General features: G+C 70.0%; 25 protein-coding genes. 13 read left to right on the forward strand and 12 right to left on the reverse strand.

Annotation, left to right across the window (positions count from 1 at the left end; genetic code table 11):
* Window positions 1-16: 16 nt before the first annotated feature.
* The 10 genes from ACR3ZA_RS10110 to ACR3ZA_RS10155 all read right to left on the reverse strand — a co-directional run bounded on the left by ACR3ZA_RS10110 (window position 17) and on the right by ACR3ZA_RS10155 (window position 11,260).
* Complete coding sequence (locus ACR3ZA_RS10110) at window positions 17-964, reverse strand: PfkB family carbohydrate kinase (protein ID WP_473661834.1); 948 nt, start codon at window positions 962-964, stop codon at window positions 17-19.
* Entirely contained in the window at window positions 961-1,626 is a 666-nt protein-coding gene (locus ACR3ZA_RS10115) for a bifunctional 4-hydroxy-2-oxoglutarate aldolase/2-dehydro-3-deoxy-phosphogluconate aldolase (RefSeq protein ID WP_473661835.1), read from the reverse strand. The genes ACR3ZA_RS10110 and ACR3ZA_RS10115 overlap by 4 nt, the downstream gene beginning before the upstream one ends.
* Entirely contained in the window at window positions 1,623-2,843 is a 1,221-nt protein-coding gene (locus tag ACR3ZA_RS10120; RefSeq protein ID WP_473661836.1) for an MFS transporter, read from the reverse strand. The genes ACR3ZA_RS10115 and ACR3ZA_RS10120 overlap by 4 nt, the downstream gene beginning before the upstream one ends.
* The gene (locus ACR3ZA_RS10125) at window positions 2,840-3,466 is read right to left on the reverse strand and encodes a DUF624 domain-containing protein (RefSeq protein ID WP_473661837.1); all 627 of its coding nucleotides are present in this window, start codon (window positions 3,464-3,466) and stop codon (window positions 2,840-2,842) included. The genes ACR3ZA_RS10120 and ACR3ZA_RS10125 overlap by 4 nt, the downstream gene beginning before the upstream one ends.
* Window positions 3,467-3,468: 2 nt before the next feature.
* Window positions 3,469-5,451, reverse strand: coding sequence for a DUF4962 domain-containing protein (locus tag ACR3ZA_RS10130; RefSeq protein ID WP_473661838.1), 1,983 nt, complete (start codon window positions 5,449-5,451; stop codon window positions 3,469-3,471).
* Window positions 5,448-7,247 (reverse strand): heparinase II/III domain-containing protein, encoded by a 1,800-nt coding sequence (locus ACR3ZA_RS10135; RefSeq protein ID WP_473661839.1) that lies wholly within the window; start codon window positions 7,245-7,247, stop codon window positions 5,448-5,450. Before ACR3ZA_RS10135 ends, ACR3ZA_RS10130 begins: the two co-directional genes overlap by 4 nt.
* Window positions 7,244-8,008 (reverse strand): 3-oxoacyl-ACP reductase FabG, encoded by a 765-nt coding sequence (locus tag ACR3ZA_RS10140; RefSeq protein ID WP_473661840.1) that lies wholly within the window; start codon window positions 8,006-8,008, stop codon window positions 7,244-7,246. The genes ACR3ZA_RS10135 and ACR3ZA_RS10140 overlap by 4 nt, the downstream gene beginning before the upstream one ends.
* A gap of 41 nt (window positions 8,009-8,049) precedes the next feature.
* On the reverse strand, window positions 8,050-8,985 hold the full coding sequence (locus ACR3ZA_RS10145) for an ABC transporter permease subunit (RefSeq protein ID WP_473661841.1): 936 nt from the start codon (window positions 8,983-8,985) through the stop codon (window positions 8,050-8,052).
* A complete protein-coding gene (locus ACR3ZA_RS10150) occupies window positions 8,985-9,896 on the reverse strand; it encodes an ABC transporter permease subunit (RefSeq protein ID WP_473661842.1) in 912 nt (303 codons plus the stop codon). The genes ACR3ZA_RS10145 and ACR3ZA_RS10150 overlap by 1 nt, the downstream gene beginning before the upstream one ends.
* A gap of 65 nt (window positions 9,897-9,961) precedes the next feature.
* Window positions 9,962-11,260 carry an extracellular solute-binding protein gene (locus tag ACR3ZA_RS10155; protein WP_473661843.1) on the reverse strand — a complete coding sequence of 433 codons (1,299 nt, stop codon included), beginning with the start codon at window positions 11,258-11,260 and terminating at the stop codon, window positions 9,962-9,964.
* A gap of 293 nt (window positions 11,261-11,553) precedes the next feature.
* On the opposite strand from ACR3ZA_RS10155, the gene ACR3ZA_RS10160 reads away from it, so the two are divergent.
* The 10 genes from ACR3ZA_RS10160 to ACR3ZA_RS10205 all read left to right on the forward strand — a co-directional run bounded on the left by ACR3ZA_RS10160 (window position 11,554) and on the right by ACR3ZA_RS10205 (window position 21,742).
* Complete coding sequence (locus ACR3ZA_RS10160) at window positions 11,554-12,606, forward strand: substrate-binding domain-containing protein (RefSeq protein ID WP_473661844.1); 1,053 nt, start codon at window positions 11,554-11,556, stop codon at window positions 12,604-12,606.
* A 73-nt stretch (window positions 12,607-12,679) separates the two neighbouring features.
* A complete protein-coding gene (locus tag ACR3ZA_RS10165; RefSeq protein ID WP_473661845.1) occupies window positions 12,680-13,378 on the forward strand; it encodes an FCD domain-containing protein in 699 nt (232 codons plus the stop codon).
* A gap of 221 nt (window positions 13,379-13,599) precedes the next feature.
* Entirely contained in the window at window positions 13,600-14,568 is a 969-nt protein-coding gene (locus ACR3ZA_RS10170) for a TIM barrel protein (protein WP_473661846.1), read from the forward strand.
* Window positions 14,565-16,280: a dihydroxyacetone kinase family protein gene (locus ACR3ZA_RS10175; RefSeq protein ID WP_473661847.1), complete on the forward strand. Its 1,716-nt coding sequence runs from the start codon at window positions 14,565-14,567 to the stop codon at window positions 16,278-16,280. The genes ACR3ZA_RS10170 and ACR3ZA_RS10175 overlap by 4 nt, the downstream gene beginning before the upstream one ends.
* A gap of 91 nt (window positions 16,281-16,371) precedes the next feature.
* Window positions 16,372-17,346, forward strand: a complete 975-nt coding sequence (locus ACR3ZA_RS10180; RefSeq protein ID WP_473661848.1) for a tripartite tricarboxylate transporter substrate-binding protein — start codon at window positions 16,372-16,374, stop codon at window positions 17,344-17,346.
* A gap of 5 nt (window positions 17,347-17,351) precedes the next feature.
* A complete protein-coding gene (locus tag ACR3ZA_RS10185; protein WP_473661849.1) occupies window positions 17,352-17,933 on the forward strand; it encodes a tripartite tricarboxylate transporter TctB family protein in 582 nt (193 codons plus the stop codon).
* 8 nt (window positions 17,934-17,941) lie between these two features.
* Complete coding sequence (locus tag ACR3ZA_RS10190) at window positions 17,942-19,471, forward strand: tripartite tricarboxylate transporter permease (RefSeq protein ID WP_473661850.1); 1,530 nt, start codon at window positions 17,942-17,944, stop codon at window positions 19,469-19,471.
* 23 nt (window positions 19,472-19,494) lie between these two features.
* Window positions 19,495-19,977 (forward strand): ribose-5-phosphate isomerase, encoded by a 483-nt coding sequence (locus ACR3ZA_RS10195; protein ID WP_473553989.1) that lies wholly within the window; start codon window positions 19,495-19,497, stop codon window positions 19,975-19,977.
* Window positions 19,974-20,990 carry a 4-hydroxythreonine-4-phosphate dehydrogenase PdxA gene (locus ACR3ZA_RS10200; protein ID WP_473661851.1) on the forward strand — a complete coding sequence of 339 codons (1,017 nt, stop codon included), beginning with the start codon at window positions 19,974-19,976 and terminating at the stop codon, window positions 20,988-20,990. The genes ACR3ZA_RS10195 and ACR3ZA_RS10200 overlap by 4 nt, the downstream gene beginning before the upstream one ends.
* Window positions 20,987-21,742: a triose-phosphate isomerase gene (locus ACR3ZA_RS10205; RefSeq protein WP_473661852.1), complete on the forward strand. Its 756-nt coding sequence runs from the start codon at window positions 20,987-20,989 to the stop codon at window positions 21,740-21,742. The genes ACR3ZA_RS10200 and ACR3ZA_RS10205 overlap by 4 nt, the downstream gene beginning before the upstream one ends.
* Here ACR3ZA_RS10205 and heR read toward each other — a convergent pair.
* Both heR and ACR3ZA_RS10215 read right to left on the reverse strand, forming a co-directional pair.
* Window positions 21,732-22,535: a heliorhodopsin HeR gene (heR, locus tag ACR3ZA_RS10210; RefSeq protein WP_473661853.1), complete on the reverse strand. Its 804-nt coding sequence runs from the start codon at window positions 22,533-22,535 to the stop codon at window positions 21,732-21,734. The two genes, ACR3ZA_RS10205 and heR, sit on opposite strands and share 11 nt — an antisense overlap.
* 58 nt (window positions 22,536-22,593) lie before the next feature.
* The gene (locus ACR3ZA_RS10215) at window positions 22,594-23,064 is read right to left on the reverse strand and encodes a GyrI-like domain-containing protein (protein ID WP_473661854.1); all 471 of its coding nucleotides are present in this window, start codon (window positions 23,062-23,064) and stop codon (window positions 22,594-22,596) included.
* Window positions 23,065-23,166: 102 nt separating this feature from the next.
* Between ACR3ZA_RS10215 and ACR3ZA_RS10220 the strand changes: the two genes are divergently transcribed.
* From ACR3ZA_RS10220 to ACR3ZA_RS10230, 3 genes are all read left to right on the forward strand, one after another.
* On the forward strand, window positions 23,167-23,616 hold the full coding sequence (locus ACR3ZA_RS10220; RefSeq protein ID WP_473661855.1) for a MarR family transcriptional regulator: 450 nt from the start codon (window positions 23,167-23,169) through the stop codon (window positions 23,614-23,616).
* Window positions 23,616-24,449: a nuclear transport factor 2 family protein gene (locus ACR3ZA_RS10225; RefSeq protein ID WP_473661856.1), complete on the forward strand. Its 834-nt coding sequence runs from the start codon at window positions 23,616-23,618 to the stop codon at window positions 24,447-24,449. The genes ACR3ZA_RS10220 and ACR3ZA_RS10225 overlap by 1 nt, the downstream gene beginning before the upstream one ends.
* Window positions 24,450-24,561: 112 nt before the next feature.
* Window positions 24,562-24,849 (forward strand): Fe-S cluster assembly protein HesB, encoded by a 288-nt coding sequence (locus ACR3ZA_RS10230; RefSeq protein ID WP_473661857.1) that lies wholly within the window; start codon window positions 24,562-24,564, stop codon window positions 24,847-24,849.
* Window positions 24,850-24,874 lie beyond the last annotated feature (25 nt).

The raw sequence follows: 24,874 nt of genomic DNA on the forward strand, positions 1-24,874 counted from the left end.
GCGGGCCGCCACCGATCTACCGGCTGACCGGTTCGGTGGCGGTCAGCGCCTCCAGCTCGTCGCGGCGCGGCAGGCCCTCCCAGTCGCCCGCCGCCAGGCAGGCGTAGGCGCCGGTGGCGACGGCGGTGCGCAGTCGGCCCTCCAGGTCGAGACCCGCGAGCGTCTCGGCCAGATACCCGGCGACGAAGGCATCCCCGGCGCCGACCGTGTCGACGACCGTCACGGGAACCGCGTCGTGGGCCGCGCTGGCGGACGCGGTCGCGGCGATCGCGCCCTCCGCGCCGAGCTTGATGACGGCCTCACCGGCGCCGAGCGCGAGCAGACGCGCGGCGAGCACGTGCGGGTCGTCGTGCTCGCCGACGACGATCGCCGCCTCGTCGCTGCCGGCGAACACCACGTCGCACAGCGGCACGATCTTCGCGTAGACCTTCTTCGCCTCCTTCTCCGACCACAGCCGGCTGCGGTAGTTGAGGTCGAACGAGACGCGGACGCCCGCCTCGCGGGCCGCCGCGATCGCGGCGAACACGGTCGCCCGCAGCGACTCCGAGAGCGCCGTGCTGATGCCGGTGACGTGCAGCAGCTCGGCCGAGCGGATCAGGTCGAGATCGAGATCGGCGGGCGCGAGCCGCGACCCGGCGTAGCGCTCGCGGTAGTACCAGACGCGGGTCTGCGTCGCGGTGCGGCGCTCCTTCACCATCAGTGCGGTCGCCGTCTCGGCGTCGCGCAGCGCGACCACCTCGAGCCCTTCGGCGCGCAGCTCCCGCTCCACCAGGTCGCCGAGCGAATCGTCGCCGATCTTGCCGATCCAGCGCACCGGAACGCCGAGCCGCCGCAGTCCGATCGCGACGTTGCTCTCGGCGCCGCCGATGCCGAGCGAGAGGCTCGCGTTGTGCTGCAGCGGGCCGAGCTTCTCGCTCGTCATGAGCGCCATCGTCTCGCCGAGCGTGACCACCCGGGCGCTCATCGGGCATCCTTCGCCGCGGCCACCGCGTCGCGCGCGCGGGCGATGCGCTCATCCAGCTCGCTGAGCGATCCGCCCTTCAGCGCGTCGCCGAGCAGCGGGCCGCCGAGGCTCACCGCGACGGCGCCCGCGCGGATCCAGGCGCCGATGTCGTCGAGCCCGACACCGCCGGAGGGCAGGAACTCGAGCTCCGGGAACGGGCCGCGCAGGTGGCCGCCGTACTGGGCGCCCACCGTCTCGGCGGGGAAGATCTTCACCGCGGTGGCGCCGGCGCTCCAGGCCCCGAACAGCTCGGTGGGGGTGAGGCCACCGCAGAAGATCGGGGTGCCGCTGGCGACGGCCACGCCGACGACGGCGGGGTCGAAATTGGGGGTCACCAGGTAGTGCGCCCCGGCGGCGATCGCTGCGTGCGCGAGGCCCGGGTTGGTGACCGTGCCCACGCCGATCTCCGCGTCTGCCCCGAAATTCGCGAGCAGCGCGGGCAGAGCGTCGAGGGTGCCGGGCGTGGTGAAGGTCAGCTCGATCGAGCGGACGCCGCCGCCGACGAGGCGCTCGACGACGGGCGCGTAGTCGCTGCCGTCGCGGGCGCGCAGCACGGCGACGATGCCGCTCTCGCGCAGCACGGCAGAGATCGCGGCGCGGGCGGGCGTCGGGTGATCGGTCATGAGGGGTCCCTTTCGGTCGGGCGGGAGACGGGGCGCGGTCCGAGCAGCCGGAACGCGACGGCGACGAGGATGCCCCAGCCGAGGAACACCCACCAGGGCGCCAGCGCGAGCGGGCCGCCCTTCTCGATCAGCGAGTACAGGGCGCCGCCGCCGGAGCTGCCGATGACCCCGCCGATCGCGTGCGCGAGGCCGAGCACCCCGAAGTAGGAGGCCACGGAGTTGTTGTGGGAGAAGTCGGCGACGACGGCGTTGGCGACCGGCTGGCTGAGCATCTGACCGACCGTGAAGACGCCCACCCCGGTGAGCAGCCCGGCGAGCGTCGGCCAGAGCCCCATGATGGCGATCCCGGAGCCCATGCAGAAGGCGCCGACGGCGAGGATCGAGCGCGGGGCAAGGGTGCGCGAGGCGAAGCCGGTGAGCGGCAGCATTGTCGAGACCATCAGCACGGCCGCCGCCGTGTACACGACGCCGACGCCGACCGAGCCCGACAGCACCTCGGCGGCCCGGATCGGCACCACGAGATAGAGCTGTGAGACGAGCACGCTGAGACCCGCGGCCAGCAGGCAGTAGCGCAGGAACGCGCCGTTGCGCAGCACCGCCCGGAATCCGAGCTGCTGCATCGAGCCGCCGGTCGACATGCCCGAGGGCAGGCCGATCACGGTGACGACGAACGCCGCGAGGAACAGCGCCGCCGACACCCAGCTGACCAGTCGGAAGTCGAGGCCGGCGAGCAGGCCGCCGAGCATCGGGCCGACGATGAAGCCGAGGTTCGAGACGAGCTCCCGCGTGGAGTACACCCGGATCGTGTCGCGCCCGGCCGCGAGCGCCGAATACGCGGCGTAGCTGGCCGGGTGGAACAGGGCGCCGCCGAGACCGGCGAGCACGGAGGCGGCGATCAGCAGCCCCACCGAGTCGACCGAGCCGAGCGCGGCGAAGCCGACGGCGCGGATGAGCACGCCGAGCGCGATCGCGCGCTTGTAGTCGATCCGGTCGGCGATCCAGCCGGCGATCGGCATCATGCCGTTCTGGGATGCGGTGCGCACCGCCGCGATCGCCCCGACCACGGCGATCGTCAGCCCCAGGTTCTGCAGGAAGTGGTAGGCCAGCAGCGGCACCAGCATGTAGAAGCCGACGGCCATCGTGAAGGTGTCGGTGTAGAGGATCCAGAGGGCGGGCGGGGTGCCCTCGAAGAACCGGGCGCGCGGCAGGCGGCTCACGGCTCGTCGGGGTCGTCGAGCGTCGTGGTCCAGGTGATGAGCGCGAAGTAGAGCGGAATCGAGTACCCGAAGAACGGCAGCACGGTCGGCAGCAGCAGGCACGTCGCGAGGAACACGATCGTCAGCACCAGCAGGAACAGCGACCGGAGGCCCTGCGCCGCAATGAGGTGCCCGGCGAACAGCATCCACTCGCGCATGCGCGCCTCCGGCATGCGCGCCGCCGCCGTCGGCACGGCGAGCAGCCCGAGCAGCAGCACCGCCGCGACCGGGATGGCGGCGGCTGCGAAGGCGACCGCCAGCGACTGCGCGTTCGTGGTCAGTTGGGCGAGCAGGAAGAGCGCATCGACGGTGAGCAGCATCAGGCTGAGACCCACCACGATCCCGAGCCCGATGCTGCGCCGCCACGTCCGTGCGAATTCACGGAACGTGTTCGTGAAGACGGCGTCGTCGCCGTCACGCCTCCAGGAGTGCAGAGCGCGTGCCAACGCGATGAGCGCCGGCAGCAGGGTCACGACACCGAGCCCGAGCAGGAACGCCGCGACGCCCCCGAGCGCGAGGTTCGCCGGGTAGCTGAGCGCGGTCAGGAGCTTCAGCTCCCAGCGGGGCGCGGGTCGTGCCGTCATGGTCACCTCGTTTCGCCTCCGATGCTGACACGTCGAGCGGCGAACCCGGTGCCGCGCACGTCTGCGTCGGCCAGATCGGGCGCCTCGGCGCCCAGGTTCACGGCGACGACCTCGTCGACGCCGTCGCGCGTGATCGTCACGGTGATCGTGTCGCCGGCGGTCTCGGCCGAGACCTCGGCCTCGCCGTGGTCGTTCCAGGCGCGCGGCTCCAGCACGGTGATGAAGCGCGCGGTGGTGGTCGGGGCGCTCGAGCGGGCGAGCGTGTACTGCACCTTCTCGATGGCGAGCGAGGGCGTCGACGAGGTGGGGTTGGCGAAGACCTCGGTGCGCAGCACCTCGCTCGTCTCGTGCTCGTCGAGCGCCGTGATCGGCATCGTGGCGCGACCCGCCTCGGCGACCCAGCGGCGGTCGCCGGTCGGCTGCGCGGGGTGCTGGGTCTGCAGCAGCACCGTCCAGGTGCGCTCGGTGCTCGCCTCCAGGTCGTCGACGACGACGAGCACGCCGCGCGGCGTCAAGGTCAGGTGTCGGCGCACCTTGGTGACGCCGAGCTCGCGGTCGTACATCTCGCTGGTCTCGCTGACCGCGTGCGTCCAGCCGTCCTCGAGGGTGGTGGTCAGGATGCGCGCCTGGTACTCGTGGTCGAGGTTCTCGAACACGTGGTAGCGGTCTTCGTTGACGAAGCCGTTGCCGTCGACGAGCACCGTGTTGTGGTGCCGCGTCATCTTGCGCGAGGAGTAGCCCTCATCGAGCGCGAGGTAGGAGTTCTCGCCGATCAGCACGAAGCTGCCGGCGTCGGGGTGGTGATGTCCCGCGTTGAGGGTCACCCATCCGGTCTCCGCCTTGATGCGGTGATGCTCCTCCCACGCCTTGTGGCCGCCGCCGGGGGAGGCCTTGAACGACACCAGGGTCGCGTCCTCGTCCCACGAGGTGCGTCCGACGACGAGGCCGAGGTCGGCGAAGTAGCGGTTCAGCGGCAGCTCCTCGGGGCCCCCGACGGGCGCGGTCGGGTCGAACCAGAGCAGCTCCTGGTAGGCCTCGGCGCGCACGCCGGGCTTCACGCCGCTCTCGTAGGCCTCGCGCCAGAAGAACTCGGTGGCGACCTTGTCAGCGAGCCACTGCGCCTGCGGGATGCGGTACTCGGCGGCGAGCTTGTAGTACATCGCAACCGGGTGACCGCTGCGCCGGTCGTGGCAGTCGCCGTGGTCGACGATGCGCTCGAAGTCGGGGGCCGACTGGTACAGCCGATACCAGAAGGTCTCGCGCAGGTAGTCGCTGGTCTCGAACCAGTTGATGCCCTCCGCGTGCTGCAGCACGTCGAGGTAGCTCACCAGCCACGGCACGCCGTAGCGCCAGTAGACGACGCCCTCGTTGTTGGAGCCGTCCTCCGGCAGCATCGCCAGCACGGTCTCGAAGTTGCCCTTAGCGCGCTCGGTCCACTCCCGTGCCGCCGGGTGCTCGGGGGTGAGCACGTAGCCGGCGGTGGCGAGGCCCGCGTAGCAGATCCAGTTGTGGTTCTGCCAGTACGACGACGACCACCAGCCGCCCTCCGTCTCGACCGCGAACTCGTAGAGTCGCTCGCCCTGCAGGATCAGCTTGTCGCGCAGCGCCTCCCGCTCGGCGGGCTCCAGGGCGTCGCCGGCCCAGGCGTAGGCGAGCGAGAAGCCGTGCAGGATCCAGCCCGCATCCAGGTCGTGGTCGGGCAGGTTCGCCTTGCCCCAGTGCGGGAACGACAGCGGCGGTGCGAGCCAGCGGCGCAGTTCGTCGAGATAGTGCTGCTGGCCGGTCAGCCGGTAGGCGAGCGCCAGGTTCGCGGCGGCCGGACCGAAGTAGGTGATCGAGGCGAGCGGGTGCTCCTGCGGCAGGGGGAGCTCGGTATACCGCTCGCACTCCTCGATGAGGCGGCGGAACTGCGCGGCGCGCGGGCCGGCGAGTTCGGCGCGCAGGGTCTCTTCGCGGCCATCGAGAAGAAGAAGGGGAGTGCTCATGCGGAGAATGCCTCGATCGTGTGGGTGGTGCCATCGGGAAGGGACAGGGTGACGACCGCCGGGCCGTCGTCGGGAATCGTGATCTCCGCGTCGGCGTCGCCGTCGAGGCGGTAGACCGAGACGAAGCAGGCGGAGGTGCCGCGGTGGTGCCATTCGGCTCCCGCGACGACGCGGGCCGGGTCGTCGGAGGGGGCCCGGGTCGCGACCAGCTCGAACGCGTTCGCACCGGATGCGGCGTGCAGTGCCGAGAGGGTGACCCCGGCGTCGTTCGACCAGGTGCTGCGCGCGCCCGCCTCGGTCGCGACGACCGTGAGCGAGTGCGCGGGGCGAAAGTTCAGGGCGAAGCGGTGCTCCTCGCCGTCGGCGGCGCTCGCCGTGACGATGTCGACCAGGTGCCCGGCGACGAGCGACACGTCGCGGCGGAACAGCACGCCGGGGATCGCGTCCACGGTGTGGGCCACGACGCGACCGGCGGCGGCATCCCACAGGTCGACCACGGCGGTGCCCTCGGCCTGGTCGCGCCCGTCGACCGCGAGCGTCGGATGCGCGGTCGTCGTCGCGTAGTACTCGCGGCGCAGCGCGCTGCCGTAGGGCGGAACCCCGGGCGCGGGCTGCCAGGGCGCGGTGCCGTAGAGGTACAGGCCGAGCTTGTCGAGGTGCCCGTGCGCGCCGCCGTGCGGGCCGACGTCGAGGATCGCGGTCAGCTGGTCGCTCTCGTCGCGCAGCACCGCGTAGCCGACCTGGTCGAAGATCACGGAGTCGCGCGACGGGGTCAGCGCGGGCAGCGCGGGACCTGCGAACCAGCCCGAAAGCAGCGACTCGAGGCCGTCGTCGTCGGCGCCGAGCTGCTGGTGCGCGAAGTTCGCGACCGCCTGCAGGCCCGTCTCGGCGAAGAGCTGGCCCGAGAGCGCGGCCACCTCGAGCACTTCGCGGTTCATCGGCGCGCGATCGTAGGGTCCGTCGTGCAGCGACGGCAGCTGGCCGGAGGGTGCCGCGAGCTCGGCCAGCACCGTCGTCATCGCGCCGAGCGTCGCGCGGATGTCGTCCGGCAGGCTCGCCGGCTCGGCTCCGGCGAGGCCCAGCAGATAGGCGCGCAGCACGAACAGGTGGTAGTAGGTGGAGCCCTCCCACTCCCAGCCGTCGCTCGCGATCGCGAGGCGGATGTGGGAGTAGGTGCGGGTGAGCCAGACCGCCTCGGCGGCCTCATCGCCCGCGCCGCAGGCGGTGAGCGCCCGCGACAGCAGGCGGCCCGCCGCGTTCAGCCAGGCGGTGTAGTTGCTCGACTCGTCGTCGCGCTCGTCGACGAGGATGACCCGTGCCGACTCGGTCGTCTCCAGCAGGCCGCGCAGCATCGCGGTGATCGCGGCGGCGTCGGCGGCCTGGCTCAGCTCGGCGCCGAGGGCGATCACCGCATCCGCGATCTGCACCGCCCACTGCGCCTCGGTGAGGGCCTGCGAGAACAGCTTGCCCTTGAGCATCCAGGCTTCGCTGCCGTCGTTCCAGCCCGCGCGAACGACCGTGTCGTAGAGCGCGGCGTAATCCTGCAGGATCACGAGCACCCGGTCGCGGTCGGCCGCCTCGCCGTGGGCGGCGAAGCGGCGCGCGCGCAACCGGGCCTCGCGGGCGAGCCCCTGGTGCTCGTACACCAGCCACGCGGCGGCGAACTTGCCGCCGCGGAACTCACAGCCGTAGCGACACGGGAACGTGTCGCCGCGGGCGGTGTCGAGCTCAACGCCGTGGGTGGGGCAGACGTAGTCGTGCCACCACCCACCGCGCTGCTGGGGAACGGAGCTCATCGGAAGTTCAGTCCGCCATTGATGTCGATGACCTGGCCGGTGACGTACGACGACAGGTCGGAGGCGAGGAAGGTCGTGACGCCCGCGACGTCCTCCACGGTGCCCGCGCGACCGAGCGGGATGCCCGCGACGATGCCGGTCTGCGCCGCCGCCGGGGTGAAGGTGTTGTGGAACGGGGTGTCGCCGATGAAGCCCGGCGCGAGCGCGTTGACCGTGACGCCGGTGGAGGCGAGCTCCTTGGCGAGGGCGCGCGTGAATCCGACCACGGCGGCCTTGCTGGCGGCGTAGGCCACCGACCCGGCACCGCCGCCGTTCTCGGCGGCGAGCGAGGCCATCATCACGAAGCGGCCGTGGGCCGACTGCGTGACGTGCGGGATCGCGGCGCGGGCGACGTAGAAGCCGCTCGCGGCGTTGACGTCCATCACCTGGTGCCAGTGCTCGTCGCTCATCTCGGCGATGGTCGAGCGGCCGACCAGGTGGCCGGCGTTGTTGACGACGATGTCGAGGCCGCCCAGGGCCTCCACCGCCGCGGCGACCACCGTGTTCGCCTGCGCGGAGTCGGTCAGGTCGCCCTGGATCGCCACCGAGGTGCGCCCGAGTCCGGTGATCTGCGACACGACCGCGTCGGCGGCCTCCGAGCTGTTGGCGTAGTGCACGGCGACATCGGCGCCTGCGTCGGCCAGGGCCACGGCGATCGCCGCCCCGATTCCCTGTCCGGCTCCGGTGACGAGCGCGCGGCGTCCGGTGAGGTCGATCTGCATGATTTCTCTTTCGTGTGTGGTTCGGTCGGTTTCGGGTGGAACTACTTGATGCCGGCGTTCGTGAAGCCCTGGATGAAGTACTTCTGGGCGAACACGAACAGCAGCACCATCGGAACGGTGGCCATCGTGGTGCCGGCCATCAGGTAGTTCCAGGAGGTGTTGTCGAGCTGCTGGAAGACCGCGAGGCCGACCTGGATGACGCGCAGCTCATCGCTCGAGGTGACGAGCAGAGGCCAGAGGAAGTTGTTCCAGCTCTCCTGGAAGGTCAGCAGGCCGACCGTCGCGATCGCGGGCTTGATCAGCGGGGTGTAGATCTGCGCGAAGATGCGGAACTCGCCGAGGCCGTCCAACCGCGCCGCCTCCTCCAGCTCCTTCGGGAGCGAGAGGTAGAACTGGCGGAACAGGAAGATCGAGGTGGCCGACAGGCCGCCGGGGATGATGAGCGCCCACCAGCTGTCGAGCCAGCCGATGCCGCCCTGGCCGAAGATGTCGTTGCCGCCGAACAGCGGCATGAACTTCACGATCAGGAACTGCGGCACGATCTTCGTGTAGGTGGGGATCATCAGCATCGCGACGAAGCCGAGGAAGACGATCTCGCGACCGCGGAACTGCACGCGAGCGAGCGCGTAGCCGGCCATCGATCCGAGCAGCAGGGTGATCGCCGTATGGCCCACCGAGATGAAGAGGCTGTTGCGGAAGTACAGGTCGAACGGAGCCGCCTCAAGGGCCTTCAGGTAGTTCTCCCAGTGCCACTCCTGCGGCAGGAACGTCGGCGGGAACTGCGCCAGCTCGGCGGGCGACTTCACCGAGGTGAAGACCATCCAGATGAACGGGACGATCATGGTGATCGCGCCGATGGACAGCAGCACGTTGAGGATGATGCGGTTGCGCAGCTTCGCCTTCGACATGCGCGTCGAGCGGCGGGGAGCTGCCTCGGCATCCCCCAGGTTCAGCGGGGTGAGCGTTGCGGTGGCCATCAGTGGTCCTCTCGGGTGGCACGGCGGCTGATGAGCGTCATGGCGAGCAGGAAGCCGAACAGCACGACCGACTGCGCCGACGCCATGCCCATCCGGAACTCCTGGAACGCCGAGCGGTAGACCTCGTAGGTCATCATCGTGGTCGCGTTGGCGGGCCCGCCGTCGGTGAGCACGTAGATCTGGTCGAAGACCTGGAACGCCCCGATGATCGAGATCACCAGCACGAAGAACGTGGCGGGCTTCAGCATCGGCACCGTGATCGCGAAGAACTTGCGGATCGTCGACGCGCCGTCGACCGAAGCGGCTTCGTAGAGGCTCTCGTCGACGTTCTGCAGCGCCGCGATGTAGATCAGCATCTTGATGCCGATGCCCTGCCAGGCGCCGACCAGGATGACCGACCACAGCGACCAGTCGGGGTCGACCAGCCAGGCCTGGCCGGGGATCCCGATGAAGGCCAGGACCGAGTTCAGCAGGCCCTGCTGGGGGTTGAAGATCCAGAGCCACACCATCGCGATCGCGACGGTGGCGGTGACCTGGGGGAGGAAGAAGGCGGTGCGGTACCACTTCTGCAGCTTGAGGCCCTGGTTCAGGGCCACCGCGATGACGAGCGCGATGCCCATCGACACCGGCACCGTCCAGAACGTGTAGACGACCGTGTTCCAGATCGACTGGAGGAAGACCGGGTCCCGTGCGATCTCGATGTAGTTGTCGAACCAGACCCACTCCGGGGCCGACAGGACGTTGTAGTCAGTGAAGCTGAGGGCGAAGGTGGCGAGGACGGGGATCAGACTCCACAAGCCGATGTGGATGACCGAGGGCGTCACCATGAGCCAGCCCGCACGGCGGACCTTGCGGTCGGAGAGACTCGGCTTGCGCCGGGTCGGGGTGAGTTTTGCGGCAGTCGTTGTCATGATCTCTCATCCAGAAGGGGGGCGTTCGGTGCCCGGAAAGCCACCACCGGGCACCGAACGGGTCCTTAGCGGGCGATGGCGTCCTTCACGAGCTGCTCGAGCGAGCTGAGCGCCTCTTCGGCGGTCTGGCTCTGCAGGAGCGCACCCTCGATGGCCGGCTTGAAGTCGCCACGGACCTCGAGCCAGGCGGCCGGGCCGCCCTCGCGCTTGGCGTAGCCGAGGTTCTCCATCGCGAACTGCACGAAGCGGTTGGACTGCACGTACTCGCTGTCCAGCAGCTCGGTCAGGGCGGGCACGTTGCCGCGCTGCTCGTTGGCGGCCAGGGCCGCCTCGGGGCCGGAGAGGAACTCCAGCAGCGCCTGCGCGGCGGCCGGGTTCTTCGAGCTCTTCGAGACGGTCGCGAGCGTGCCGCCGAAGAACATGCCCGGCTCGGCGCCGGTGATCAGGAACGGCTCGAGGTTGTCGAGCATCTCGGGCGCCGACTCGAGGCCCTGGGTCCACAGGTTGTTGTGCGCGATGCCCATCGCGGCGCGGCCGTTCAGCAGCGGGTTGACCGCCACATCGGAGGCCGAGAAGCCGATGTCCTCGACCTCGTACTTGTTGACCAGGTCGACCATGAGTTGAAGCGCCGCGACGCCTTCGGGCGAGTTGAAGGCGGGCTCGGTCGCGTCGGCGTTGAAGAGGTCGCCGCCGGCCGAGAAGAGCATGACCTCGTAGGCCTGGCGGGCATCCAGCGACATCATGTCGAAGCCGGCTCGCTCGAGCGTGCCGTTCGAGTCGCGCACGGTGAGCGCCTCCGCCATCTCGACGAGCTCCTCCCAGGAGCTCGGCGGGGCGTCGTAGCCAGCCTCGTTCAGGATCTCCATGTTGGCCACGCCGATGCGAGTGTCGAGCATGATCGGCACCGCGTACACGCCGCCGTCCCAGACGCCCGCGTCGATGATCGCCGGGTTGTAGCTCTCGGCGAGCTTCTCCTCGGTGAGGCCGGTCTCGCTGAGGTCGACCAGCAGGCCCTTGTCAGCGAAGCCCTCGATCCAGCCGACGCCCATGAGCATGACGTCCGGCAGCAGACCCGAGACGAGGCTTGTCGTGAGCTTCTCGTTGAGCTTGCCGTAGGTGGTGTAGTCGACCTTGACGGTGACGTCGGGGTACATCTCGTAGAACTGCGGCAGCAGCTCGTTCTCGAGCAGCTGCTGGCCGGGAGTTCCCTCGAAGATCGGGGTGAGGAGCGTGACCTCGCCGGAGATCTCTCCGTCGCTGCCGGTCGAGCCGTCGCTCGTGCTCGAGCAGGCGGCGAGGCTGGCGGCGAGCAGAACGGCCCCGCCGAGTGCTGCCCGGCGGCGCCAGGGGGAAGTGGATCGCATCAGGACTTCCTTCGCTTGGGTGGGGGCAGCTCTGCCTCCCACGATTGACTTCATCGTCGTCGCTGCAGTCGGAATCAGACACGGGGTGCAGATCGTGGCGATCCGGTGTAACGATGCACTGACACTAGGCCGGGGGGCGCGCGGCGTCAAGAAAAAAGATTCCTCGAACCCCGGAAACGGGCCGAGAGCCCCGTGATCGCAGGCGAGAAGTCCGGTGTATCAATCGGTGAACCGATGCACTAACATGGGGTCGTCGGCGGCCGATCCCGGGGCCGCACGCGAGGAAAGGGGCGATGGTGGCTCAGGTGACGATCCATCAGGTGGCGAAAGCCGCCGGGGTGTCGTCGAGCACGATCTCCAACTACCTCAACGGGCGCATGAACCGCATGGTGCCCGCCACGCGCGACCGCATCAGTGCCGCCATCGACGAGCTCGGCTATCGCCCGAACCGTGCCGCGCGTCAGCTGCGCACCGGTCAGACCCAGAGGGTCGGGCTCATCGTGCCCTCCGTCGCCAACCCCTTCTGGGGCGCGTTCGCGCGCGAGATCGAAGTTGCCGCGCTCGAGGTCGGCTGCAGCGTGCTGCTGTGCAACAGCGAGCGCGATCCCGAGCGCGAGCGCCGCTACGTGGAGGAGCTGTGGGACGACGGCGTGCGCGGCATCGTGCTGTGCACCTCGCTGCCCTCGCTCGATCACTTCGCCGACCTCATCGACCGCGGTCTGCGCCTGATCGCCTTCGACCGGCCGGCTCAGCCCAGTGATCCGTCGAGCGTCGTCAGCATCAGCATCGACAACAACGTGGGCGGCTACGTCGCCACCTCGCACCTGCTCTCGCTCGGCCACACCCGGATCGCCTTCGTCTCGCGCTCGCTCGGAGCGCTCAACCGCGCGGGTCGCTACGAGGGGTTCCGGCAGGCCATCGAGAAGGCGGGCCTGAACGTCGAGGACATGCCGGTATGGAGCGATGCCGACGACGCGGACGTGTTCGGCGATGTCGACGCCGCCGGCGTCGGTCGCGCGGCCGCGCACGCGCTGTTCGAGGGGGCCGAGAACCCGCCGACCGGTGTCGTCGCGATCAACGACATGACGGCCCTCGGGTTCTGCCGCGGGCTGCGCGACCTGGGCCTGACCGTCGGGCGCGACGTCTCGGTGATCGGCTTCGACGACATCGTGCTCGCCGACCTCTACGACCCGCCGCTGACGACCGTGCGCCAGCCCACCGCCGAACTCGCCAAACTCGCGATCGCCGAGGCGATCCGCACCGAGACCGACGACGCCCGCGGTCGGGCCGTGCTGCTGCGGCCCGAGCTGGTGGTGCGCAAGTCGACCGCGCCGCCGGCCGCCTGACGAAACCTCGCTCTGGGTGAGGAATCCGATGGGTCGGGCGACGCCGCACGAAATCGCGTGAGAAGCTAGCCCCATGGATGGTGCCGACGCCTCGACGCTGGGACGCCGACTGCCAGCGCGGATGTCGCTGGCGGACAGCGTCTACGACATCCTGCTCGCCCGCCTGATGGAGGGGTCGCCCGAGCCGGGGGAGCCGCTCAACATCGATGCGCTGGCCCGCGATCTCGAGGTGTCCCAGACGCCCATTCGTGAAGCGCTCGCGCGGCTGGAGTCGACCGGCCTGGTGACGCGCGCCGCGCTGAAGGGCTATCGGGTCGCCCCGCTGTTCACCGCTCGCGAGATCGACAACCTCATGGATGCCCGCGGCGTCATCGAGCCGGTCAACGCGTTTCTCGCCTCCGGCCGGATCACCTCCGGCGTCCTCAACGAGCTCGCCGAGTCGATCGACGAGCTCGTCGAAAGCCCGCGCGGTCCGGGCTTCTCCGAGATCCGCGACTACTGGGCCGCCGACGAGCGGTTCCACAACCTCATCGCCGAACAGGCTGACAACGTGTTCCTGCTCGGGGCCTACCAGTCGCTCGGCGGGCACGTTCAGCGGTTCCGGCTCTTCGGCGGTCTGGGCGTCACCGATGCGGACGCCGCGATCGCCGAGCACACGGTCATCCTCGAGGCGTTCCGTGCCGGCAACGCCGAGGCGGCGCGGGATGCGATGGCGGCCCACATCACGGCCGTGAAGACGCGCGCGCGGCACGACCGCGAGGCCCACCACTAGTTCGAACGGCATCCCGCGGGCGCCGCTGCCGCGTCTCGGGTGCGGTCGTCTCGCTGTGCCCGGCTGGCGTCGGGCCTCGTCGCGCCCGGTCGCGCCGCTGATTCGAGCTGTCGCGCGGCCCGGGGGGCGGGGAATTGACAACTCGCGTCCGATCATGTTTCCTATAGGACACAGGATCTACTAGGTCGGAGCTTCGGCTTCGCCCCTCACGACGGAGTGACATGACGAGCGACTTTGCGCGGCGACCGATCGCAGCGGGAATGGTGCAGGCCCCGACCCGCACGAGCGACGGAATCCCCATGCTCGAGGCGGCGCCCGAGGACTGGGCTCAGGTGTTCGGCGAGATCGCGGCGATCGGCTTCGACAACGTCGAGATCCACGACAACTGGCTTCCCTTCGCCCGCCTCGCCACCGCTCGCCGCCGCGAACTCGTCGAGGCGGCGCGCTCGGTCAGCCTCGGGGTTCCCTCGGTGACGGTCGCCCGGGCGAGCATCATCGATCCGGTCGACGGGGCCGACAACCTCGCCTACACGCACCGGGCGATCGACGCGGCCGCCGAGATGGGCGCCGACGTCATCTGCCTGGGTCTTCACCGCCCGCTGCTTCCCGCGCAGAAGGCCGCGCTCTGGTTCTGGACCGAGCAGGGCGCGATCGACCCCGACGACGCCGAGGTGTGGAACACGGCGGCTCGCGGCTTCCGCGAGCTCGGCCAGCACGCCGCCGAGGTGGGCGTGACCGTCTCGCTCGAGCTCTACGAGGACACCTACCTCGGCTCCGCCTCGTCGGCGGTGCGTCTCATCGAGTCGATCGGGCACGACAATGTCGGGCTCAACCCCGACCTCGGCAACCTGCTCCGACTGCACCGCCCCGTCGACCGCTGGGACGACATGCTGCGCGCGATGCTGCCGTACACGAACTACTGGCACGTCAAGAACTACCTGCGCGATGAGGACCCGGTCACCGGCCAGATCACGACCTCGCCGGTGTCGCTCGAGGCGGGCATCATCAACTACCGCGAGGCGATTCGCCTCGCCGCCGAGGCCGGCTACCCCGGCATGTTCACCTGCGAGCACTACGGCGGCGACAGCCTCGGCGTGAGTGCGCGCAACCGCGACTACCTGCGCACGCTGCTGGAGTCGACGGGCCGGCAGGTCCCGGCCTCGCAGTTCGACGCGGCGGTGCAGTCGTGACCAGCACCCGGACCTCCGCGGCCACGTTCACCGACGAGCTTCTCGACGGATTCGTGCGCGCTCACGCGGACCTCGTCCGTCCGGTCGACGGCGGCGTCGTCCGAGCGCGACCGATCGCCGAAGGCCAGGTCGCCGTCGTCGTCGGCGGCGGCTCGGGCCACTACCCCGGATTCGCGGGCGTCGTCGGCGACGGGCTCGCCGCGGGCGCGGCCTGCGGCAACATCTTCGCCTCGCCGTCGGCGGGTCAGGTGTTCCGCGTCGCGCAGGCCGCCCAGCGCGGGGGCGGAGTCCTGCTGACCTACGGCAACTACATGGGCGATGCGCTGAACTTCGGCCAGGCCGAGGAGCGGCTGCGCGCGGCGGGCATCGAGACCCGCACGGTGCGCGTCACCGACGACATCGCGAGCTCGGATGCGAGCACTCCCGAGCGGCGACGCGGCATCGCAGGCGACCTCGTCGTCTTCAAGATCGCGGGGGCCGCCGCCGAACGCGGCGCCACCCTCGAAGAGGTCGAGCGGCTCGCGCGCCGGGCGAACGATCGCACCCGCACCTTGGGTGTCGCCTTCTCCGGCTGCACGCTGCCCGGCGCCGCCGCACCGCTGTTCGAGGTGCCGATCGGGCGGATGGCGATCGGGCTGGGCATCCACGGCGAGCCGGGGCTCGACGAGGTCGACGTGCCGACGCCGCGCGAGCTCGCCGCGCTGCTGGTCTCGCGACTGATCGCCGAGACGCCCGCGGGGGCGTCCTCCCGCGTGGCCGTCGTGCTGAATGGCCTGGGATCGCTCAAGTACGAAGAGCTGTTCGTGATCTACGGTCACGTCGCGACCGAGCTGGCAGACGCCGGGCTCGACATCGTCGAACCCGAGGTGGGCGAATTCGTCACGAGCCTCGAGATGGACGGCGTCTCGTTGACGCTCGTCTGGCTCGATGACGACCTCGAAGAGCTCTGGGCGGCCCCCGCCTCGACGCCCGCGTTCCGCAAGCAGGCCCGCTCCTCGCGCGCCGACTCGGACGGCGCCGCCGACGCCTTCGGCTCGGCACCGCTCGCGCTGCGCGAGCCGGCCGCGTCGGCCGAGGTGGTGACCGTCGCGGCGCGAGCCGCTCGGGCCGTCGGCGACATGCTGACGCGCGACGAGGCCGAGCTCGGCGAGCTGGATGCCCTCGCGGGCGACGGCGACCACGGCATCGGGATGTCGCGCGGGTCCGCCGCGGCGGCAGAAGCGGCCGAGCGTGTCGCGGGTCGCGGCGACGGGATCGTCGCGCTGCTCGCCGAGTCGGGGGATGCCTGGGCCGAGCGTGCGGGCGGAACCAGCGGTGCCCTCTGGGGCATCGCCCTGACCGCCGCAGCCGCCTCGCTCTCACGCGAGGTGGAGCTCACAGCTGACTCCTCCGCCCGCGCGGCGCGTGCCGCGCTCGACGCGGTGATGCGACTCGGCGGCGCCGAACCGGGTGACAAGACCCTGGTCGACTCGGCGGTGCCCTTCGTCGCCGAGCTCGAGGCGCGACTGGCCGCGGGGGAGGGCCTCGCACCGTCGTGGGCCGCCGCAGCCGAAGCGGCACGTGTCGCCGCGCTTGCCACGGCCGAGCTCCAGCCGCGACTCGGTCGCGCGCGTTCGCACGTCGCACGCAGCGTCGGTCACCGGGATGCCGGAGCCGAGTCGCTGGCCCGCGTCGTGCGCACGATCGCCGCCAGTTTGGAAACCACGGGATAACCGTTCAGGCTTCGGGTGTACATCGCCACACGCACCCGTCGAGCGAACACACGTTCGCGACGCATCACCCCATTTGAGAGAAAGAGTGACGATGAAGTCTCACAGCAAGAAGTACCTGGTTCCGGCGGTCGCCGCGCTCGCAGCGGCGTCGCTCGCGGGCTGCTCCACCGCCGCCAGCGGCAGCGCGGACGGCGAGTTCACGCTCTCCGGTGACGTCCGCATGGTCGTGCCGTTCGGCGCGGGCGGCGGCAGCGACACCTCGGGTCGCGCGATCGCGGCGGCGCTGGAGGAGATCACCGGCGTCAACATCTCGACCGAGAACCGCGAAGGTGGCTCGGGCGCGGTGGGCTACAGCTACTTCCTCTCGCAGGAGGGCAACGACAACTACCTGCTCGCCTCCGAGACCGCGCTGCTCGCCCTGCCGCTGACGCAGGATGTGCAGTTCGACCACACCAGCTTCACGCCGATCATGAAGCTCGGCGACGACTTCACCCTGATCGTCGTCGACGCCGAGTCCTCGTTCGAGACCTGCGCCGAGGTGGTCGACACCGCCGCAACCGAGCGCGTCGTCGCCGCGGTGTCGGGCGCGACGAGCCTCGACCAGATCGTGTTCACGCTCATCGAGCAGGATCAGGGCGTCGAGTTCGACCGCGTGCCGTTCGAGAGCGGTGGCGAGGTCATCGCCGGGCTGCTCGGCGGCTCGGTCGACGTCGCGTCGCTCAACCCGAGCGAGGTGCTCGGCCAGCTCGAGTCCGGCGACCTGAAGGCGCTGTGCGCCGTGTCGGAGGAGCGCTACGACTTCCCTGAGCTCGCCGACCTGCCCACCGCCAAGGAGCAGGGCATCGATGTCGCGTACGCGCAGTTCCGCGGCTTCATCGCCCCGGGCGGCATCAGCGAGGAGGCGAAGGCGTACTGGATCGCGGCGGCGCAGGAGTTCGCCGAGACCGAGGCGTACCAGTCCTACCTCGACGACAACATGATGCAGGCGCAGGCACTCTACGGCGACGACTTCGCCGCGTACCTGGCGACCAACAGCGACGCACTGGCAAGCGTGATCGCACAGTGAACGCCATGACTCCTGGGCGGCTCGGACTTGTCGCCACCTCAGTCGTCACCCTGTTGGGCGTCGCGGCGGCTCTCGTCGGCGCCACCTACGGAGTCTTCGACGACGACGGGCGCATCGCCGCCGGCTTCCTGCCGGTGCTGGTCGCGACCATCGTCGCCGTGTGCGGCGCACTTGATGTCATCAACCGTCTGCGGGCACGTCAGCGTTCGGCTTCGGCCGGCGCTGCCGTGCCCGCGGGCGGCACCGCCGCCGCGCTCGCACCGGACACGGTCGTCGCCGCGGAGGCGGCATCGCACCACACCGTCGACGCCGACGATGACGACATCGACATCTTCGGTCGCACCGCGCGCCAGCGGACTCGGATGCTCTGGGCGGTGCTCGGCATCCTCACCGGTTCGCTCCTGCTCGTGCCGCTGGTCGGCTTCATGGTCGCGTTCGCGATCGTGCTCGTCGGCTGCTCGTTCGTCGTCGAACGTCGAGCGCTGCTGCCGACGCTGCTCATCAGCGGCGCCGCCCTCGGCGGCGCGTACCTCCTCTTCGGAGTGTTCCTTCGGGTTCCGCTCCCCACCGGCATCTTCGGAATCTAGGTAACCCCGTGTTCGACAATCTGCTCCTCGGTTTTCAGACCGCGCTCACTCTCGAAAATGTGCTCTGGTGCTTCGTCGGTGTGCTCGTCGGAACCGTCATCGGTCTGCTTCCCGGTCTCGGCTCGACCACCGGCGTCGCGATCCTCATCCCGCTCACGCTCACCATGGAGCCGGTCACCGCGCTCATCATGCTGGCCGGCATCTACTACGGCGCCCAGTACGGCGGCACCATCACCTCCGTCCTGATCTCGACCCCCGGTGAGGCGGCGAGCGTCGTCACGACGCTCGACGGCTACCAGATGGCCCGGAAGGGCAGAGCCGGGGCGGCGCTGTCGATCAGCGCGATCGGCTCGTTCGTCGCGGCGATCATCTCGCTCGCCCTGCTGATGTTCTTCGCCCCGATGTTCGCGGAGTTCGCGATCGAGTTCGGGCCGGTCGAGAACCTCGCCATCATGATCCTCGGTGTCGTCATCGTGATCACGTTCGGCGGCGGATCCTTCGTCCGCGGCCTGATGATGGCGGCGCTCGGCATCCTGATCTCGACGGTCGGCGTCGCCACCGGCTTCAGCGACGCGCGCTTCACCTTCAGCAACGTCAACCTGCTCGGCGGCATCCCGTTCGTTGAGGTGATGATCGGCCTCTTCGCGGTCGGCGAGGTGCTGCACCAGATCCGCGTCGGAGCCGCCGCACCGATCAAGGCGGGGTTCAAGGACCTGCTCATCACGAAGTCGGAGCTCAAGCGCAGCACCGCCCCGATCCTCCGCGGCAGCGGAATCGGGTTCCTCCTCGGCACGCTGCCCGGCGCCGGCTCGACGCTCGCGTCGTTCCTCGCCTACGGCATCGAGAAGCGCGTCTCCCCGCGCGGCAAGGAGTTCGGCACCGGAGCGATCGAGGGCGTCGCGTCGCCGGAGAGCGCCAACAATGCCGCGGCCAACGCCAACTTCGTGCCCACGCTGGCACTCGGCATCCCCGGTGGTGCCACGACGGCGGTGCTGCTCGGCGCGTTCACGATCTACGGCCTGCAGCCGGGACCGCTGCTGTTCGAGACGCAGCCCGCACTGGTGTGGGGTCTGCTCGTCTCCTTCTTCATCGGAAACGTGCTGCTGCTCATCCTCAACCTGCCGCTCGCCCCGGTGTTCGCGCAGATGCTGCGCATCCCGTACGGCTACCTGTACCCGCTGATCCTGCTCACCAGCTTCATCGGCGCCTACGCGGTCAGCAACAACATGTTCAGCGTCTGGCTGGTCTTCGTCTTCGGACTGGTCGGCTTCGTGTTCAAGGAGCTCGACTTCCCGCTCGCGCCGTTCGTGCTCGGCATCGTGCTCGGCCCGCTGCTCGAGAAGTCGATGGTGCAGACCTCGGCCATCGGGCAGGGCAGCTTCGCGGTGATGTTCGAGAGCCCGATCGCGATCGTGGTGCTCGCCTTCGCGGCGGTCATGGCGTTCGGGCCGTGGGTCGGCGGACGCATCCGCCGCACCGTGGCCGCGCGCCGCAGCTCCGTCGACCGCCCCTCCGTGCCGACCGACAGCAACGTCTGAGACCTCCAGAAACGAGAACAGTGATGAACGACACACTTCGGATCGTCGTCGGCAGCGACGACGCAGGATTCGACTACAAGGAACAGCTCAAGGCTGACCTGGCCGCCGACCCGCGGGTCGCCAGCGTCGTCGACGTCGGGGTGGATGCGAACTCGCACACCGCGTACCCGCACGTCGCCGTCGCGGCGGCGCGCATGGTCGCCGCGGGCGAGGCCGACCGGGCGCTGCTGGTCTGCGGCACCGGCCTCGGCGTCGCGATCGCGGCGAACAAGGTGCCCGGCATCCGCGCCGTCACCGCGCACGACAGCTTCTCGGTCGAGCGCGCGGTGCTGAGCAACAACGCGCAGGTCCTCACCATGGGCCAGCGCGTCATCGGGATCGAGCTGGCCCGGCGCCTGGTGCGCGAGTGGCTCGACTACCGCTTCGACCCGACTTCCGCATCCAACGACAAGGTCGAGGCGATCACCGCGTACGACACCGAACTTGAAAGGGCTTCCCAGCCATGAGCACCCTCGCACGCACCCGTCCCCGCCTCGCGCTGACCCTCGGCGACCCCGCGGGCGTCGGCCCCGAACTCGCCGCGCGCCTGCTCGCGCGCCCGGGAACGCTGGACGTCGCCGACGTCTTCGTGCTCGCGGATGCCTCCGAACTGGCCGAGGCGGCGGAGATCGCCGGCGTCGAGATCCCGCTGAGCGCCGAGCCGAAGCCCGGCTTCGCCGTGCTGCTCGACGACGACTCGCGTCCGAGCGAGCCGATCCCGGAGCGCGACGTCAGCGCCGCCGCCGGCGCGCGGGCGATGCACCAGCTGCAGCGCGCTCTCGCGATGGCCCGCGCCGACGAGATCGACGCGATCCTGTTCACACCGCTGAACAAGACCAGCCTCAAGCTCGCCGGGATGAACCACGAGGACGAGCTGCGCTGGTTCGCGCACGAGCTCGGCTACGACGGCCCGACCTCAGAGCTGAACATCCTCGAGGGCCTCATCACGGCCCGCGTGACCTCGCACATCGCGCTGTCCGAGGTGGCGCAGCACATCACGAGCGACGCGGTCACCTCGATCATCGGCCTGCTCGACGAGGTGCTGAAGGGCTCGGGGCTGGAGCGCCCGCGCATCGGCGTCTGCGCGCTCAACCCGCACGGCGGTGAGAACGGCAACTTCGGCCGTGAGGAGATCGACGAGATCGCCCCCGGCGTCGCCGCCGCGGTCGCGCGGGGCATCGACGCCCAGGGACCGTTCCCCTCCGACACGATCTTCGCCGCCAAGCGCGAGGAGTTCGACGGGATCGTCACGATGTACCACGACCAGGGCCAGATCGCGATGAAGCTCATCGGCTTCGACCGCGGCGTCACCGTTCAGGGCGGTCTGCCCGTGACGATCGCCACGCCCGCGCACGGCACCGCCTTCGACATCGTCGGCAAGGGCATCGCGAACCTCGGCGCGACCGAGCACGCCTTCGATCTGGCGGTCTCGATCGCGGCCCGTCGTCTCGACGCGGCGGACGCGGCGCGCGTGCAGTGAGCCCCATCCGGATCGGCGTCAGCACGAAGGCCTACTTCGGCTATCGGGCCTCGCTCGACTGGCTGGAGCAGGCGATCGCGGCGGCGGACGCCTGCCCGGCCGTGCGCGAGGGTCGCTTCGAGTTCTTCGTGGCGCCGAGCACGCCGCTGCTGGATGCGGCGGCGCGCCTGGCGCGCGGCACGCGCGTGGTGATCAGCGCCCAGGACTGCTCGGAGCACCCGGCCGGTGCCCACACCGGCGAGACGCCCGCCGCGCTGCTGGCCGAGCTGGGCGTCGGGATGGTCGAGCTGGGGCACGCCGAACGGCGGCGCAACCAGGGCGAGACGAACGTGGTCATCGGGCGCAAGGTGGGTCGTGCCGTCGCGGCCGGGCTCACGCCGCTGCTGTGCGTCGGGGAGACGGCGCGCCGGACCCCGGCCGAGGCGGCGCGCGAGTGCGCCCGTCAGGTGGCCGCGGTGCTCGATCCGTCGAGTCCTGCGGTCATCGCCTACGAGCCGATCTGGGCCATCGGAGCCGAGCGCCCCGCCGACCCCGAGTACGTGGTCGCCGTCGCGACGGAGCTGCGGACGCAGCTCGCTGCACCCTGGCCGATCGTCTACGGCGGCTCCGCCGGTCCCGGGCTCCTGCCGAGCCTGTGGCCCGCCGTCGACGGGCTGTTCCTCGGCCGCTTCGCGCACGACGTCGCCCAGCTGGGGCGTGTTCTCGACGAGGCGAGCGAGCTCGCCGGGGCGGCGGCGCGCGCTACTCCGTGAACGCGGGGATGATCGCTCCCGAGAACACCTGCCAGGCCAGGGCGGTCTTGGCCACCAGGCTCAGCGTGATGTAGACGCGCTCACCGTAGAGGTAGTCGCGCCACTTGCCGACCTGGCGGTACTGCAGCGCCTGGTTGATCGCGAAGGTGTTGAAGAACAGGAACAGCGAGATCACGATCCCGTAGACGAACGCCGGGGGTTCGGCGTCGCTCGCGGAGCCGGGGGAGAAGAAGTAGATCACGATCACGATCCACGGCACCGCTCCCACCATCGAGCCGAGGATGAACGGGGTGAAGTTGCCGCTGCCGGGCTTCTCGTACTTCTCCTGCAGAGCGCCGAAGCCGATCATGGCCGCGTTGACGGCGAAGATCGAGAACAGCGCGGCGATGTCGGAGATGCCTGTCGTCTGCGCGATCAGCCAAATCATGATCGACGAGCTGAGCGAGTACTCGACCCAACGGAAGTAGTTGCGGCTCTGCCGCAGGCCGGTGCTGTACCTGCCGAAGAACCACGGCGAGGCGACCAGGAAGTGGAAGAGCGCCGAGAGGGCGAGGAAGGCCACCACGCCGGCGCCGACGTTGATGCCGAACAGGTCGACGCGCTCGGGCGGGATCGGGAATCCGGGAGGGCCCGCGAGATAGTCGGCCGTCACCCCGAAGGTCACCTGGGTCGACAGCTGCGCCAGGATCACGGTGAAGACGATCGCCTGGACCAGATGCAGCACCCCCGCGACCACGTTGTACGGGCGGAGTCGGCGGATGTTGTCGTCGACGGTGCGGGCGGCGCGAGCCATGGCTACTCCTCGTTGAGCGATCCGAAAAGGCTAGTGACGCTCACGGTAGCAGGGCGCTCTATTCGGCGATCGGCCAGACGATCTGGGTGAGGGTGGCATCCGGGTTCGCCGGGTCCGGTTCGGTCAGGTAGACCTCCCACATCGTGGGCTGCATCGCCAGCTTCTGCTCCTCGATCCAGGCCATCAGTCGGTCGTACGTGTTCGTCAGGGTGTCGTAGCTGCCGACGTGCAGGAGCTGCACCGCGCGACCGCCCGGCAGCGTGTCGCCGGTGACGTCGTCGGAGGCCTCCACCAGGCGCTCGGTCGGGAACCCGCCGCCGAGGTCCGCCGTCTCGGTGGGCATCCCGTAGTAGACCGCAAGCGGGGGTCCGGCGAGGGCGATCGACTGCTGCTGGGCAACGGCCATCGTCTTCTCGAAGGCCCGGCCGAAGTACTCGGTCATCTCCGCCATCGGAACTGTCTCGCGGAGCACCGCCACGGGTGTCGGGTTGAGGGTGACGATCTCGGGTTCGGGTGTCGGCGTTGACATCGCGGCCTCCTTGCATCGCTTCCTCTCACGCTACGCCGAGGGTGCGGCCCCGACAACGACATGATACATTCCTAGTAATATAAATACGAGGAAGGTAAAAGCGTGACCATTGCGATCTTCGGTGACCTGGTTCGACTCGAGATCGAACTCTGGAACGCGATCGACGCGCGCCTGCGGGCCGAACTCGGCATTCCCCTGAGCGACGCCGAAGGCCTGCGGGTGGTCGCCGAGCGCGGACTCGGCCGGGTCAACGACCTCGCCGCGGACCTCCTCATCACGGTCGGGGGAGCGAGCAAGCTCGCCGACCGCCTCGAACGGGCCGGGCTCGCCACGCGGCGCTCGAACCCTGAGGACCGGCGCTCCTCCGTGCTCGAACTCAGCGACGCCGGGCGCAGCGCCCACGCACGCGCCACCGAACTGATGCGCGCAGAACTCGCCCGCCGCCTCGAGGCGCCCCTCACCGGCGACGAACTCCGCGCCTTCGGCGCGACGCTGCGCAAACTGCGCGCGCGCCCCGCCGATCTCACGCCCACCCCGAAAGGAACCATCTGATGCCCTGGGACCCGCAGCTGTTCTCCGCCCAACTCGTGCTCGAGCTCGCCCGAGCGCACGAGACCGAAACCGTGGAGGCGGTGCCGTACTTCGACGGTCTCCTCGCCGGTGATCCCGACGCGCTCGTCCGCTCCTTCGCCGGCGAGCCCGAGCTGCACCACCCGATCCAGGGTCGCGTGCGCGGTGCCGCCGCCTTCGAGCGCTACGTGCGCACGACCGCCGACGACCTGCGCGCACGCAACGCCGAGGTCGAGAACGTCGACCTGATCGTCACGGCGACCCGGACCGTCGAAGAGGTCATCCTCAGCTACGACGGTGACGAGGGCCGGGTGCGGCTCCCGATCGCGATCGTCGCCGACCGTCGACCCGAGGGACCCCTCGACGAGCTGCGGATCTACTTCAGCACCTGGCCGATCACCGGCGGCCACGCGATCCGCCCGCCGCTGCTGCAGGCCGACCCGACGCTCGAGGAGCCGCCGATCATCGCCGAGTACTTCCGCGCGCTCGCGGCGGGTGAGACGGACGCGCTGCTGGCGACGCTGGAGCCGGATGCCACCATTCGTGAACCGTCCGGCGACGCCTACGTGCACCGCGGTGCCGAGGAGCATCGCGCGATGTACGGGTTCTTCTTCTCCAACGGGGGCGGGGTGCACCTCGAGCACGGATCGTGCACAAGCGATGGACGCGCCACCGCGCTCGAGTACAACGTGGTGAAGTGGGGAACGACCGTCATGGCGCCGCAGGCCGGCATCGCGGTCTACGTTCTCGGTGACAGCGGCAAGATCGCCGCGGTGCGCATCTACGACGACGCGAACCCGCCGCTCAGCTACTGACGGCGCGACCGCGTCCAGGTGTGAATTCCCTCCACGTCTGCCGCAGAGGTTGAGACCGGAAGGGATTCTCGGAATCGTGGCTGGCTCGACGGAATCCCCGAAAGGACCCTTCATGCTGACTTTGACCGAGACCGCGAGCACCGTGATCAACACCATCGTCGCCCAGTCGCCGACGACCGAGACCGGAGGCCTGCGCATCCAGGGCACCGGAACCCCCGAGACCGAGTTCCAGGTGACCGTGGCGCCGTCGCCCGAGGCGACCGACGCGGTCGTCGAGAAGGACGGCGCACGCGTCTTCCTCGAGCCGAGCGCCGCGCAGGTCCTCGACGACAAGACCCTCGACGCGCAGGTCGCCGACGACGGCTCCGTGCGCTTCGCGATCAGCGGACCGACCGCGTAGGCGCGAACTTCCGACATCGAACGGC

Source organism: Herbiconiux sp. J20-20 (genome assembly GCF_057365085.1).

Coding starts and splice junctions, on each gene's coding strand:
- ACR3ZA_RS10110 (WP_473661834.1), bottom strand. CDS start 964: ATGAGCGCCCGGGTGGTCACGCTCGGCGAGACGATGGCGCTCATGACG.
- ACR3ZA_RS10115 (WP_473661835.1), bottom strand. CDS start 1,626: ATGACCGATCACCCGACGCCCGCCCGCGCCGCGATCTCTGCCGTGCTG.
- ACR3ZA_RS10125 (WP_473661837.1), bottom strand. CDS start 3,466: ATGACGGCACGACCCGCGCCCCGCTGGGAGCTGAAGCTCCTGACCGCG.
- ACR3ZA_RS10130 (WP_473661838.1), bottom strand. CDS start 5,451: ATGAGCACTCCCCTTCTTCTTCTCGATGGCCGCGAAGAGACCCTGCGC.
- ACR3ZA_RS10135 (WP_473661839.1), bottom strand. CDS start 7,247: ATGAGCTCCGTTCCCCAGCAGCGCGGTGGGTGGTGGCACGACTACGTC.
- ACR3ZA_RS10140 (WP_473661840.1), bottom strand. CDS start 8,008: ATGCAGATCGACCTCACCGGACGCCGCGCGCTCGTCACCGGAGCCGGA.
- ACR3ZA_RS10145 (WP_473661841.1), bottom strand. CDS start 8,985: ATGGCCACCGCAACGCTCACCCCGCTGAACCTGGGGGATGCCGAGGCA.
- ACR3ZA_RS10150 (WP_473661842.1), bottom strand. CDS start 9,896: ATGACAACGACTGCCGCAAAACTCACCCCGACCCGGCGCAAGCCGAGT.
- ACR3ZA_RS10155 (WP_473661843.1), bottom strand. CDS start 11,260: ATGCGATCCACTTCCCCCTGGCGCCGCCGGGCAGCACTCGGCGGGGCC.
- ACR3ZA_RS10160 (WP_473661844.1), top strand. CDS start 11,554: ATGGTGGCTCAGGTGACGATCCATCAGGTGGCGAAAGCCGCCGGGGTG.
- ACR3ZA_RS10165 (WP_473661845.1), top strand. CDS start 12,680: ATGGATGGTGCCGACGCCTCGACGCTGGGACGCCGACTGCCAGCGCGG.
- ACR3ZA_RS10170 (WP_473661846.1), top strand. CDS start 13,600: ATGACGAGCGACTTTGCGCGGCGACCGATCGCAGCGGGAATGGTGCAG.
- ACR3ZA_RS10180 (WP_473661848.1), top strand. CDS start 16,372: ATGAAGTCTCACAGCAAGAAGTACCTGGTTCCGGCGGTCGCCGCGCTC.
- ACR3ZA_RS10185 (WP_473661849.1), top strand. CDS start 17,352: ATGACTCCTGGGCGGCTCGGACTTGTCGCCACCTCAGTCGTCACCCTG.
- ACR3ZA_RS10195 (WP_473553989.1), top strand. CDS start 19,495: ATGAACGACACACTTCGGATCGTCGTCGGCAGCGACGACGCAGGATTC.
- ACR3ZA_RS10200 (WP_473661851.1), top strand. CDS start 19,974: ATGAGCACCCTCGCACGCACCCGTCCCCGCCTCGCGCTGACCCTCGGC.
- heR (WP_473661853.1), bottom strand. CDS start 22,535: ATGGCTCGCGCCGCCCGCACCGTCGACGACAACATCCGCCGACTCCGC.
- ACR3ZA_RS10215 (WP_473661854.1), bottom strand. CDS start 23,064: ATGTCAACGCCGACACCCGAACCCGAGATCGTCACCCTCAACCCGACA.
- ACR3ZA_RS10225 (WP_473661856.1), top strand. CDS start 23,616: ATGCCCTGGGACCCGCAGCTGTTCTCCGCCCAACTCGTGCTCGAGCTC.
- ACR3ZA_RS10230 (WP_473661857.1), top strand. CDS start 24,562: ATGCTGACTTTGACCGAGACCGCGAGCACCGTGATCAACACCATCGTC.